Raw genomic sequence first — 12675 nt, 5'->3', positions numbered from 1 at the left:
TCATTGACGATAAAAAAGCAGGAGATACATTAATGTTAAGCAAAATCAGCGAATCATTGCCCGAGCTTTCCGGCGCAGAACGCAAAGTCGCCGAATGCACACTGGCTTCGCCCAAATGGTTTGTCCATGCCGCCGTGGCGGAAATCGCCGAACGTGCCGCCGTCAGCCAGCCGACCGTCATCCGTTTTTGCCGCAGCCTCGGCTATAAAGGCTTACCCGATTTCAAACTTGCCCTGTCCGCCAGCATCGGCCACGAAGGTATGCCTTATGTGCATGAAGAACTCAATGCCGACGACGATATGGACAACGTGGTCGAAAAAGTATTAGGCAACGCCGCCGCTTCCCTGCTGGGCGAGCGGCGCTACCTGAAAGAAGCCGAACTGGAAAACGCCATCGCCATGCTGATGCACGCCCGCCGTGTCGAGTTTTACGGTGTCGGCAATTCCGGCATCGTGGCGCAGGACGCACAGCATAAATTCTTCCGCTTCGGCATTTCCACCGTTGCCTATGTCGATACCCACACCCAACTGATGGCAGCTTCGGTATTGACCGAAAAAGACGTTTTGGTTGCCATTTCCAACACTGGCTCGTCCATCGAACTGCTTGATGCTGTGAGCATCGCCAAAGAAAACGGCGCTTCGGTGATTGCCGTAACCCGCAACAATTCCCCGCTGGCGCAGCTTGCCGACTGCGTATTGAGCGTTGCCACGCAGGAAAACGCCGAACTCTACACCCCGATGGTTTCCCGTCTGCTGCAACTGGCGGTCATCGACATTCTCGCCATCGGTCTGGCGCTGCGCTTGGGCAGCGAAGCCAGCCTGCAACTGCAAAAAAGCAAACGCAGCATCCACAACAAACACGTTTACCAGCAAGACAAACCGACCGCCTAGGCCGTCTGAAAAACGCAAAACCATGCCGTCTGAAAATGGGTTTAATCGTCAAACCCTGTTTTCAGACGGCATGGTTTATGGTTAATCTTAAAAAATTACGGTTGAACAGTTTGGCCGTTGATTTTTGCAGAAACCAATTTTAAATCGTAGCTTTTACCGTCGTCGCTGTAGGTAATCTGCGTCGGAATATTGTGAAATGCCGGTGCAAATGCGTAATTGACGGTATTGTCGCCTTGGCGGATGCGGTATCGGTTCACGTTCGTTGTGCCGCCGTTGAAGCGGTAGGCCGCATTACCGATTTGGCTGATGTTGCCGGCACGGTAGATTTTTTTGCCGTTGGTAATGCTCAGGTTGGCGGGGAGCTTGGCATCGTTGGCGGCAAGTTGCCAAGCCAGCGTGAATAAATCCATGCTGTTGCCGGACAAGGTTTCGGTGTGGCTGTCGCCGGTTTTGCCGTAAGTAATGCTGTTGCCGGAAAAACGGGCTTGGGCATAAACTTTGCCGCCCCGAATATCTTTGTAATACGCCGGTTTCAAGGTGTTTCCGGCAATCACGCCGCCTGATTCAAAGCGGATTTTATACAGCGGCACTTTGATGTCGGACACAATCCGGTAATTGTTGCCGCTGCGGGTGAAAGTCATGGTAGCGGGAATGCCGTAGCTCCCTGAATAACGCAATTCTGCGGATTGGGGCAACTCGGCGGCATAGGAAGCGAGCGGGAGAGCCGCCAGCAAAAGCGGCAGTAGAATCGGTTTCATAAATACTCTTTATCAGGTTGCAAACTGATGGAAATCACGGTTTTAACAATAAAACCGGATTTTGTCTATTTATTTTCTTGATCACGCCGAAACATCAGGCGCAAAAGCGGCTGTCGGCACTGATTTCATGGTTTGGGTTGATAACACGGTTGCCTTCGATTTTCAGACGGCCTGCGGCGAAGTCGGCGACGGCTTTGGGAAACAGGGTGTGTTCCACTTTTAAAACCCGTGCGGCGACGGTGTCGGCAGTGTCGCCGTCCAAAATCGGCACCACGCCTTGAGCGATAATCGGGCCGCAGTCCAATTCGGGGGTAACGAAGTGAATGGTGCAGCCGGCAATCCGGCAACCGGCGGCCAAGGCACGTTCGTGGGTGTGCAGTCCGGTAAACGAGGGCAGCAGGGAAGGGTGGATATTGATCAGGCGGTCTTGGTAATGCCGGCAGAATTCGGGGGTCAGAATCCGCATAAAGCCCGCTAAAACGACTAAATCGGGCTGATAAGCGTCGATTTTTTCCATCATGGCGGTGTCGAAGGCGAGGCGGGAATCGTAGTTTTTGTGGTTGATGCTGTCGGTGGCAATGCCTTTTTCAGCCGCCCATGCCAGACCGGCGGCGGTTTCGCTGTTGCTCAAAACGGCGGCAATGCGGACGTTGGGAATGGCGGCATTGACGATGGCCTGCATATTGCTTCCCCGTCCTGAAATCAGAATAACGATGTTTTTCATGGTGGTATTTTTCATTAACAGGTGTTCGGAAAAAAGTCGGTATGCCGTCTGAAAACGGGTAAGCCGATTTTAGCTTCGCAGAAACTCGCTTTGCGCGTTTTCAGACGGCTTGGGTTTGCTGTCAGCGTTTTTCCTGTTTGCGGATCAGGTAAACCGCCCACAGGGCGAAAATCAGGGTCGGCAAAATGCCCGCCAAAAACGGGGGAATGCCGTAGAGCTGGCTGGTAAAGCCGAACAACCGTCCAGCAAAGTGAAATGCCAGCCCGAGACAGATGCCGCCGAAGAGTTTCAGCCCCATATTGCCGTGGCGGGTGTTTTGCGGCGTGAAGGCAAAAGCCACCAGCGCCATCACCCATGCGGCAACGGGATACATGATTTTGCGCCAGAACGCAATTTGGTAGGCCTGCGTCTGCTGTTTGTTGCTTTCCAAATGGCGGATATACGTCCACAGCGCCGACACCGACATTTGGTCGGGCTTGACCAGCAAAACATCGAGCAGGGCGGCATCAAATGAAACCGGCCAGCGCACGGAATCTTCACGGGCGGCTGTAATCTGTTCGGCACCGATGGCGCTGCGGCTGACTTTGTTCAGTTGCCAGCTTCCGTCTGCATTGAGGGCGGCGGTTTCGGCGGCAAGGGCTTCGGTCAGTTGGTAATGTTCGTTGTGGCTCCAGATTTTAATGTCTGTCAGCGTGTGGTCGGGCAACATTTCCCGCACATTGATGATGTGGTTTTGCTCTTTCAGCCACAAGCCCGACGAGCCGGTACTGATTTTGCCGCTGATGGCGCTGCTTTTCATATTTTCGGCATAGCGGCTGGCTTTCGGTGCGGCCCATTCGCCCACGGCGACGGTGGCCAGTGCAAAAATCAGGCCGAATTGCGACAAAATGCCCAAAAGTTTTCGGGTACTCATGCCGCTGGCTTTGATAACGGTCAGTTCGCTTCCTGCGGCAAGCTGGCTGAGGGCAATCAGGCCGCCGATCAATACCGCCAGCGGCATTAATTCGTAGGCGTGCGCCGGTATGTTGAGCGCCAGATATTGCAGCATTTTGCCGCCGGTATAGCCGCCTTTGCCGACATCGCCCATTTCGTTGATGACTTCAAAAAAACTGTATAAAGCCAGAAAAGCGAGCAGGGCATACACCGCCATTACGGCCATTTGGCGGATAATGTACCGGTTAATCAGTTTCATCACAGACGACCTTTCGGAAACAGCGCCGCTTTCATTGCCTGCGTAAACGGCTGGGCGGGCATACTGCGTATGCGCAGCAGAACCAGTGCTGCGGCAAACATCAACAGGTGCATCGGCAACAGACCGAGCCAAAACGGAATCTTGCCGTCTTCAACCGCATTGCGCAGAAAGGTCAGCCCGTTTTGATAAACCAGAAACAGCCCGATGGCGATTAGAATATTGTAGGTGTGGCCGGTGCGGGGATTGAAATACGACAGCGGCACGGCAAGCATACTCAGCAGCAGTACGCTTATTGGTAGCGAAATCCGCCACATCAGTTCGGCCCTGTGCTGCGGGTCGCTGCTACCGATTAACTGCGCAGTCGGAATTGTACGGCGGTGGGCGATGGGGTCGATGAGCTTGGGCGTGGTGTTGATCATCAGGCTGAGGTGTTCGAATGAAACCTGATTATAGTCGGCTTGGCCGGGTGTGCCGCTGTAACGGTAGCCGTTGCGCAGTTCCAGAGTGCGGCGGTTGTCGTTCAAGGAAAAATTGCCGGAACGGGCAAACACGATATTGTCGTTGCCGTTTTCGTCTTGTTCCCGCAAAAACAGATTGCGCATTACGCCCGAATCGGTGTCAAACGTTTCCACAAAATAAACCCGCCCGTTACGTTTGCCCAAAGGCTGGAATTCGCCCGCTTCCACCAGCGACAATTCCTGTTTCTGCTTCAGAATTTCGGCGTATTCCCGGCTGCGCAATTCCGCCCACGGCATAATCCACAACTGCATCACGGCGGTGAGCAGGGCAAAGGGAACGGCAAACTGCATCACGGGGCGTATCCATTGTTTCAACGCCAAGCCGCAGGCAAGCCAGACCGACATTTCGCTGTCCCGCCAATAGCGGGTCAAAACGGTTAACGTACTGATAAACGCCGTCAGCACCAGCAGCAGCGGGGTCATGCCGACCACCCAGAAACCGACCAGCGCCAGCACGGCATCAACCGCCACCCGTCCGTCGGCGGCACGGCCGAGCAGGTTCACCGCCTGCGTGGACACCAACACCGCCAGCAGCACCACAAAAATGCCGACGGCGGTAAAAGACAGTTCTTTAATAAAATTTCGTTTGTATATCATATTGTTGGTATGTTTGTGGGGCGGATATCGGGGCTGCGGCGGCATGATGGGGGTTTTGACATATCCCGTCATGGAGTACAATCCCGACCAGTATTTCAGCAAAATATTTCAGTTTTCAGACGGCCATGCCGTCTGAAAATGCCGAAGCAACCGATTTCATCAGGAGAGTAAACGTGGAATTTAGCACAAAAGCCGAAAAATTGCAGCTTGAGCAGGTTCAGGCCGCCTTATTTATTTATCGGGAAAGCGAGCAGCCGGAAAACGAAACGGCGCAATTAATCGCTGCTTCGCTGGAAGACGGGCAGAATTTTGCCGAAACCAAAATCCTCATCGGCGGCCGGTTGCAGCCGGTTGCCGTATGCCGTCTGAAAAACACCGAACGGGAAACGCTCAACCGTGCCGCCGCCGAAGCCGCCAAATGGGCGAAAAACCAAAGCGAAGCAGCAGTGGATTTGTCGGCATTCAATGCCGACGAAGCCGCCGCCGTTGCCGAAGCCTTCGCCGCAGCTTTCGGCAATGCCGCTTATTGTTTCGAGCGTTACAAAAAAGACCGCAAACCGGCAAAACTGACGCAGGCAGCGTTTTTCAGCAGCCACGCCGCCGAAGTTGCCGCCGCCCTGAGCGTTGCTGAAGCGCAAGTGTTCGGCCAAAGCCTGTGCCGGGATTTGGGCAATGCCGCGCCCAACGAATGCACGCCGGCATTTTTGGCGCAAACGGCCAAAGCCGAAGCCGAAAAATTGGGTGCAGGCGTAAAAATCCTTGATAAAGACTATATTCAGAAAAATATGGGTTCGTTTTGGTCGGTTGCCAAAGGCAGCGTGCAAGAGCCGTATTTAATCGAACTTTCCTACTTCGGTGCGGCCGATAAAAACGAAGCGCCGGTGGTGTTGGTCGGTAAAGGCATCACGTTTGACACCGGCGGCATTTCGCTCAAACCCGGTCTGAATATGGACGAAATGAAATTCGATATGTGCGGTGCCGCCACCGTGATCGGCACATTCTGCGCAGCGGTGAAACTCAAATTGCCGCTAAACCTGATTGCCGTTGTCGCCACCTGCGAAAACATGCCTTCCGGCAGCGCCAGCAAACCGGGCGATGTCGTAACCAGCATGAAAGGGCTGACCATCGAAGTCCTCAATACCGATGCCGAAGGCCGCCTGATTTTGTGCGACGCACTCACCTATGCCGAGCAGTTCAAACCCCAAGCCGTGATTGACGTGGCGACCCTGACCGGTGCCTGCATTGTTGCCTTAGGACACGATGTCAGCGGCGTAATGGGCAACAATCAGGAATTGATTAACCGCCTGCTGGCAGCGTCCAAAACCGTGGACGACAAAGCATGGCAGCTTCCGCTGTTCGACACCTACAAAGAACAGCTCAAATCCAACTTCGCCGACTTGCCGAATATCGGCACGCCCGGCGCAGGCACGATTACCGCCGGCGTATTCCTGTCGCATTTCACCGAAGATTATCCGTGGGCGCACCTCGACATCGCCGGTACGGCATGGAAATCCGGCGGCGAAAAAGGCGCAACCGGCCGCCCCGTGCCGCTGCTGCTGAACTATCTGCGTAACCTGTAATCCGCAGCATAGCAAGGCCGTCTGAAAATACGTTTTGCCTGTTTTAGCGAAAGTCGTGGTTTTATTAGTTGGAACACTAAATTTTCTGATAACCGTTAGAAGATGATTGGTGGCAACAATTTTGGCTACTCTATACACAGTTCCCCGTCCCGCTGGCGGGAAGGGGTTAGGGGAAGGGTGGCTCGCTGCGGTGTCATATTTTTTGATGATGCTACTTTAGCTGCGCAGAAACTCGTTTCACTTATTTTCAGACGGCCTCAACGTTTTTCCCGCCCGCTGTTTTTTGCCTGATGGCAGGAAAGGGCGGGGCATTTATTATGGAATTGCCCTGATGCCCAAAGCCACGTTTTACACCCATGTCGCCGATGCCGACAGCTTCACTTGCCGCCTGACCGCCCGTGCCGCACAGGCAGGCGGACGGGTTTTGGTTTGGTCGGATTCCGCCGAGCAAATTGAACAGCTCGACCAAGCCCTGTGGCACTATGAAGCCGAAAGTTTTCTGGCACACGAAATCTGGCAGCCGGATACCCCGATGCCGTCTGAAACCGCCGTATTGCTCGCTTCCGGCAACACCTTGCCCGCCATACCCGCCGACACCACCGTTTTAAACCTTTCGGCAGACTTCTGGAGCAGCGCCCCGACCATACCCGAACGCACGCTCGAAATCATCGGCAGCGGCTTGGAAGAGCTTGCCGATGCCCGCCAACGTTTCCAAGCCTACCGCCGTCAAGGTGTGGTTACCGAACACCACAATATGAACGGCAAAGCCTGAATTCACTTTAAAACAGTACGGCGTTGTCTCACCTAGCCGTATTATTTATACTGTCTTCGGCTCGCCGCCTTGTTCTCTTTTAAAGTGAATCAGCATATAGACAAACTTTACATTTTTGCCGCTATTTTTTCAGAACCCCCGCTTCATTTGGCGGCAAACTGGGCTATAATGCCGTTTTCCCTGTTATCCAAAGAAGAGCAAACATGAAAAAAGCATTCCAATATACCGCCTTCGCATTGGCCGCCGCCCTCGCACTCACCGCTTGCGATAAAAAAGACAGCGCCGCCGCACCGGCCGCCGCTTCTGCAGCGTCAGGCGCAGACAGCCTCGAATCCATCGGTACGCCGGCACAACAAGCCAGCTACGCCATGGGCGTGGACATCGGCCGCTCACTCAAACAGATGAAAGAACAAGGCACGGAAGTTGATCTCAAAGTCTTCAACGAAGCCCTGCAAACCGTGTATGACGGCAAAGAACCGAAAATGAACGAAATGCAGGCGCAGGAAGTGATGATGAAATTCCTCGCCGAGCAACAGCAAAAAGCCCAAGAACGCCACGCAGAAACCGCCAAAGCCAACCTTGAAAAAGGCGAAGCCTTCCTGAAAGAAAATGCTGCTAAAGAAGGCGTAAAAACCACCGCTTCAGGCCTGCAATACCAAATTAAAACCGAAGGCACAGGCAAAAAACCGGGTGCCAAAGATGCCGTAGCCGTAGAATACGAAGGCCGCCTGATTGACGGCACCGTATTCGACAGCAGCAAAGAACACGGCCCGGCCACTTTCGCCGTCGGCCAAGTTATCCCCGGCTGGACCGAAGCCCTGCAACTCTTGAAAGAAGGCAGCGAAGCCACTCTGTATATTCCCGCCAAACTCGCCTACGGTGAACAAGGTGCCGGCGAAAAAATCGGCCCGAACGCCACCTTGGTGTTTGACGTAAAACTGCTGAAAGTCGGCACGCCTGAAGAAATGGCCGCCGATCCGGTAAAAGTCGAAGTGCAAAAAGTGAAATAAACTGAGATTGAACCACACAAAGCCGTCTGAAAAGCAATTTTCAGACGGCTTTGTTTTGTAGAAATAGCGGACAGAATCAATCGGGAAGTTTAATATCGTGAATCAAATTTAGATCATTACAGCGTTGCCTCGCCTAGGGCTGTCTTTAGTTCGCCTTTAAAATTGAATTCACTATTAAGCAAGGGTGATGAGGCTGGAATGTTCGTGATCGGTAGGGAAGTTTTTGCAGTGTATATGGTTGAAAGTTAAGTACGCATTGGTCGGGATTTGTGTTGATGCCGTCTGAAAAACAGTTTTTCAGACGGCATGGTTTGATATTCGGCCTTCCCCGTTTTCAGACGGCCTTTTTGCGGCGGCAGAGGCGGTAGAGCGCCATAACGTAGCCGGAAAGGCTGTAGCCGAGGAAAAACAGGAACAATACCAGCGAAGGTTTCCAAGTAATCAGCAGCAGAATCAATACCGTCAACACCATGCCCATAAAGGGAACTTTGCGGTGGATATTGATTTCTTTAAAACTCCAAAACGGGATTTGGACAATCATGGAAATGCCGGCAAACAGGGTAATGCCCAATGCCCACCAATGTACGCCGGTAAAACGCTCGACGCTGTGATTAACCCAAATCAAGCCGACAATCAGGGCGGCGGCGGTAGGGCTGGGAACGCCGATAAACCAGCGTTTGTCCACTTTGCCGATTAAAGTGTTGAACAGTGCCAGCCGCAGGGCGGCGCAGGCGCAGTAGATAAAGGCAACGGAATAGCCGATTTTGCCGAATTGCCAAAGCTGCCATTTGTAGGCAATCAGGGCGGGCGCAACACCGAAGCTGACCATGTCGGCAAGACTGTCGAGCTGTTCGCCAAAGGCACTTTGGCTGTTGGTCATACGGGCAACCCTGCCGTCCATACCGTCGAGCAGCATGGAAATAAACACGGCGATGGCGGCGGTTTCGTAACGGCCGTGCATGGATTGGGTGATGGCGTAGAATGCGGAAAACAGGGCGGCAATAGTAAAGGAATTGGGCAGCAGGTAAATGCTGTTTTGCCGCAGAGAATTGCGCGGCGGGGTGGGATTTTGGGTGTTTTCCATATCGTTTTTGGGGAAGATCTTGGGGAAAGAAGCTGTATTATAGTGGAATTTCTGATGAAGTACTATGGCGGGGCATTTTCAGACGGCTTTAACCGGTGTGGCAAGTGTTATAGTTGTGCTGCTACTGAAAATACATTTGCTGGTGATATGGCAACGAAGATAAGAAACCGATGATATTGGTTCACCTTATTATTATGTTGTCTATATGGTTTTCGGTTTCATTATCTTGTCCTGATTTTTATTGTGTTACTCAATACTATTTTCGGTTTGTCTCACGATAGATAAATCTAATCTACAATCAATGCTGTCTGAAAACGGCTTGACGGGGATTACAGGGGCAGTTGCGGCAGGCTGCGGGCGAGGTTGAGGCTGTCGGTGATGATGTTGCCGCAGGTTTGGGCGGGTTGTTCGGTTTCAATGATCAGCAAATCGGCGGGGCGGCGGTTGTGCAGGCTCATGTGGATTTCGGCGGCTTGGAAGGGTAGGTTGTGGGCTTTGGCGAAGGCTTGGGCGCGGCGGTTGGCGGTTTTGAGCATGGGGGTGAGGGTGATGTCGAGGTGAAAGCGGCGCACGCCTAAGACGAGGATACGGGCGGCGAAGAAGTCGGCTTCTTCGGTGAAGATGTTGGGGCTGGCTTGGTTGAAGTCGTGGCGGGAGGCGGCAATCAGGGTGGCAACGGTGCGGATTTGCGGCAGCATGGCTTCGCTGATTAAGGCGTGGGAAACACGGCTTGGGGTTTGGCTGTGGCCGAAGGCGTGGGCGTTGCCATCGGTCAGTAGGTGGATTTTGTGTAAGGTTTGGGTTTTTACGGCGGGTTGAATGGTTTGGGTCATCACGGTGCTGCTCCTCAATTTCGTTTTCTGTGGTTTCGGGCAGCGGGTTGATGGATACAAAAAAGGCCGCCCGTTTGGTTGTCGGCGGCGCTGTTTGCGTATCGTGTTGCTTGCTGTTCAGACAAACGCAAAGAAGTACCGCACGGTTGTGTGGTACCAATAGTAGTAAGCGTTTGTACGGATAGCGGTATTCATGGGAAATGGGGTTGTTGCGGTGTTAATATTTGCTTATTCTAAAACAAAAATTCGAGTAATTTCAATATCCATTTGGCAAAAGCGGCCAACATTTCTATAAGTTGTTGTAAACCTTCCAATTTATTTTGCCTTTGTGGTGGGTGAAAATGGTCTTTTGGATTATTTCACTATATTATAGCGTTGAAAAATGCTCTTTTCCAGATTAAGAGGCGGGGCGATGTTTACGGGCAAGCCGTCTGAAAACCGAAAAAGCGGGTTTTCAGACGGCTTTGTTTGGATTGTGAAAATCAGTAAACGTCCCGTTGGTAGCGTTTGTCTTCACGCAGGTCGTTGAGGTAGTCGGCGGCATCTTCCGGATCGAGTTTGCCTTGTCGGGCGATAACATCGAGCAGGGCTTCTTCTACGTCTTTCGCCATTTTGGCGGCATCGCCGCAAACGTAGATGTGTGCGCCTTGTTGCAGCCATGCCCATAATTCGGCGGCGTTTTCACGGATTTTGTGCTGAACATAGACTTTTTCGTTACCTTGGCGGCTCCATGCTAAATCGGCTCGGGTGAGCAGGCCGGTTTTGTGGAACTGTTGCCATTCGGTTTGGTAGAGGAAGTCGTCGGTAAAGCGGCGGTTGCCGAAAATCAGCCAGTTTTTGCCGCTGTCGCCGTTGGCATCCCGCTGCTGCATAAACGAGCGGAAGGGGGCAACGCCGGTGCCGGCTCCGATCATGATAATCGGGGTGTTGCCGTCGGTGGGTAGGCGGAAGTGGGGATTGGGTTCGATAAAGACGTTGAGTGTGTCGCCTTCGCTCAAGCGTTCGCCGAGGAAGCCGGAGGCTGCGCCGGTTCGGGTTTTGCCGTCTTGTTCAAAACGTACAACGCCGACGGTTAAATGAACTTCTTCGCCGACTTCGTCTTGCGAAGAGGCAATGGAATACAGGCGCGGGGTTTGGGCGCGGAAAAGGTCCGCCAGACTTTGTGCGTCTAAGGCTTTGGGGTAAGCGGCAAGGGTGGCGATTGGCGGGTTTTCGGCGAGATAATCTACCAAACGGTTGCTGTCTGCGCCGATTTCCTGCAATTCGGTTGCGGCGGCAAGTTCGGCGTATTTTTGGACAAGATTGGGGGTGTTTTGGGTAATGTCCAAATATTGGCGCAAGGCCGTCTGAATATCGGTTTCGCTGCCGTCGCCGAGGCGGACGGTTTCCGTGCCGTTTAAGTGGTTGAGCTGCAGGATTTCGGCAACCAAATCTTCATCATTGAGCGGCCATACGCCCAAGGCATCGCCTGCCTGATAGCGGATACCCGAACCGCTGAGGTCGATTTCGATGTGTTCGACATCTTTATCTGCGTCCCGTGAGGTGATTTTCTGGCGCAGCGACAGGCTGGCGGCAAAAGGTTGGCTGCGGGTGTAAACAGTACCGCTGTTTTCGGTTGCGGCGGCTGTTGGAGCAGCGACTGCGGTGTTTTGTGCGGCAAGGGTGCTGACGGCGGTAACTGCCTGTTCAACCCAAGTATCGGCGGCGGCTTGGAAATCCAAATCGCACACGCCGTTTTCCAGCAGGCGGGTTGCGCCCAATTCTGCCATGCGGCGGTCGAAGTCTTTGCCTGCCTGACAAAAGTTCGGATAGGAAGAATCGCCCAAACCCAAAACCGCAAAGCTCAGTTTGCCTAAATCCGGTGCTTTTTTGCCGAATAAAAACTGATACAGCGGCACGGCTTCTTCCGGCGGTTCGCCTTCGCCTTGGGTGGAAGTAACCAGCAGGACAATATCTTCATTCGGCAAGGATTTGCTCTTGAAATCGCCCACGCCGCTCAAACGGGCATTCAAGCCGGCTGCGGCAAGTTTGGCGTGCAGCGTTTCGGCGACACGGCGGGCATTGCCGGTTTGCGAGGCGGATAATACGGTGATTTGGCGTGCCGGAGCGGGTGCGGCGGCTGCTGCAACGGCGGCGGTAGCGTCTGCGCCCTGACTTTGCGCCCAGCAATAGCCGGAGAGCCATGCCAGTTGGGTGGGAGAAAGGGCGGAGAGTTGCGCCGAGAGTTCGGCAGGCAGCGGATTGGCTGGGTTCATGTCTTTCCTTAATATTGATTGGTCGTGCCGCAACAAATATATCGTGAATTCACTTTAAAAGTATTACAGCGTTGGCTCGCCCGGCTCAAAGAGAACGGTTTTTGTAACCGGATGAAACAACAATCCGGACAAAACCTGTCCCGTACTACTTGTATTGTCTTCGGCTCGCCGCCTTGTACCACTTTGAAAGTGAATCCACTATAGTGGGCAAAGTTTATCATCTTGGCGGCTACTTTAAACAGGCCGTCTGAAAAAAGGAAAGAATGGATTGTTTTAATTTAATGCGTTTTTGTTATATTGCGCAGGAGGTGGGGATAGGCGGGAAAGATAAATGGAAAAACACGGTCAAACATTGCTGCTTAACCGTGTTTTTTGATTTGGCTCCCCGAGCTGGGCTCGAACCAGCGACCTGCGGATTAACAGTCCGTCGCTCTACCGACTGAGCTATCAGGGAATAGGTGT

At 53.1% G+C, this 12675-nt stretch carries 11 protein-coding genes and 1 tRNA gene; 4 read left to right on the top strand and 8 right to left on the bottom strand.

What is annotated here, in order from left to right:
• The first annotated feature begins 32 nt into the window (after positions 1-32).
• Positions 33-890 carry an SIS domain-containing protein gene (locus tag PJU73_RS05085; protein ID WP_237090614.1) on the top strand — a complete coding sequence of 286 codons (858 nt, stop codon included), beginning with the start codon at positions 33-35 and terminating at the stop codon, positions 888-890.
• Between the two features lie 95 nt (positions 891-985).
• Here the strand turns inward: PJU73_RS05085 and PJU73_RS05080 are convergent, their stop codons facing one another.
• From PJU73_RS05080 to lptF, 4 genes are all read right to left on the bottom strand, one after another.
• Positions 986-1648, bottom strand: coding sequence for a DUF3108 domain-containing protein (locus tag PJU73_RS05080; RefSeq protein ID WP_237090613.1), 663 nt, complete (start codon positions 1646-1648; stop codon positions 986-988).
• A gap of 94 nt (positions 1649-1742) precedes the next feature.
• Positions 1743-2372: a phosphoribosylglycinamide formyltransferase gene (gene purN / locus PJU73_RS05075; protein WP_237090661.1), complete on the bottom strand. Its 630-nt coding sequence runs from the start codon at positions 2370-2372 to the stop codon at positions 1743-1745.
• Between the two features lie 121 nt (positions 2373-2493).
• A complete protein-coding gene (lptG, locus tag PJU73_RS05070) occupies positions 2494-3564 on the bottom strand; it encodes an LPS export ABC transporter permease LptG (RefSeq protein ID WP_237090612.1) in 1071 nt (356 codons plus the stop codon).
• Positions 3564-4679, bottom strand: coding sequence for an LPS export ABC transporter permease LptF (lptF, locus tag PJU73_RS05065; protein ID WP_237090611.1), 1116 nt, complete (start codon positions 4677-4679; stop codon positions 3564-3566). Before lptF ends, lptG begins: the two co-directional genes overlap by 1 nt.
• 173 nt (positions 4680-4852) lie before the next feature.
• Here lptF and PJU73_RS05060 point away from each other — a divergent pair, with 173 nt between their 5' ends.
• The 3 genes from PJU73_RS05060 to bamJ all read left to right on the top strand — a co-directional run bounded on the left by PJU73_RS05060 (position 4853) and on the right by bamJ (position 8041).
• Entirely contained in the window at positions 4853-6259 is a 1407-nt protein-coding gene (locus PJU73_RS05060; RefSeq protein WP_237090660.1) for a leucyl aminopeptidase, read from the top strand.
• A gap of 331 nt (positions 6260-6590) precedes the next feature.
• Positions 6591-7031: a DNA polymerase III subunit chi gene (locus PJU73_RS05055; RefSeq protein ID WP_237090610.1), complete on the top strand. Its 441-nt coding sequence runs from the start codon at positions 6591-6593 to the stop codon at positions 7029-7031.
• Between the two features lie 203 nt (positions 7032-7234).
• The gene (gene bamJ / locus PJU73_RS05050; RefSeq protein ID WP_237090609.1) at positions 7235-8041 is read left to right on the top strand and encodes a BamJ family beta-barrel-assembly machinery protein; all 807 of its coding nucleotides are present in this window, start codon (positions 7235-7237) and stop codon (positions 8039-8041) included.
• A gap of 334 nt (positions 8042-8375) precedes the next feature.
• Here the strand turns inward: bamJ and pssA are convergent, their stop codons facing one another.
• From pssA to PJU73_RS05030, 4 genes are all read right to left on the bottom strand, one after another.
• Complete coding sequence (gene pssA / locus PJU73_RS05045; RefSeq protein WP_237090608.1) at positions 8376-9125, bottom strand: CDP-diacylglycerol--serine O-phosphatidyltransferase; 750 nt, start codon at positions 9123-9125, stop codon at positions 8376-8378.
• Between the two features lie 329 nt (positions 9126-9454).
• The gene (locus tag PJU73_RS05040) at positions 9455-9958 is read right to left on the bottom strand and encodes a hypothetical protein (RefSeq protein ID WP_237090607.1); all 504 of its coding nucleotides are present in this window, start codon (positions 9956-9958) and stop codon (positions 9455-9457) included.
• Between the two features lie 482 nt (positions 9959-10440).
• Positions 10441-12213: an assimilatory sulfite reductase (NADPH) flavoprotein subunit gene (locus tag PJU73_RS05035; RefSeq protein WP_237090606.1), complete on the bottom strand. Its 1773-nt coding sequence runs from the start codon at positions 12211-12213 to the stop codon at positions 10441-10443.
• Positions 12214-12591: 378 nt separating this feature from the next.
• Positions 12592-12667: transfer RNA gene (locus PJU73_RS05030), tRNA-Asn, on the bottom strand.
• Between the last annotated feature and the right edge of the window lie 8 nt (positions 12668-12675).

The organism is Neisseria lisongii (genome assembly GCF_028463985.1).
GTDB lineage: Bacteria > Pseudomonadota > Gammaproteobacteria > Burkholderiales > Neisseriaceae > Neisseria > Neisseria lisongii.
The sequence above is the reverse complement of the archived record's forward strand: the minus strand, read 5'-3'. Positions and strand labels throughout refer to the sequence as shown.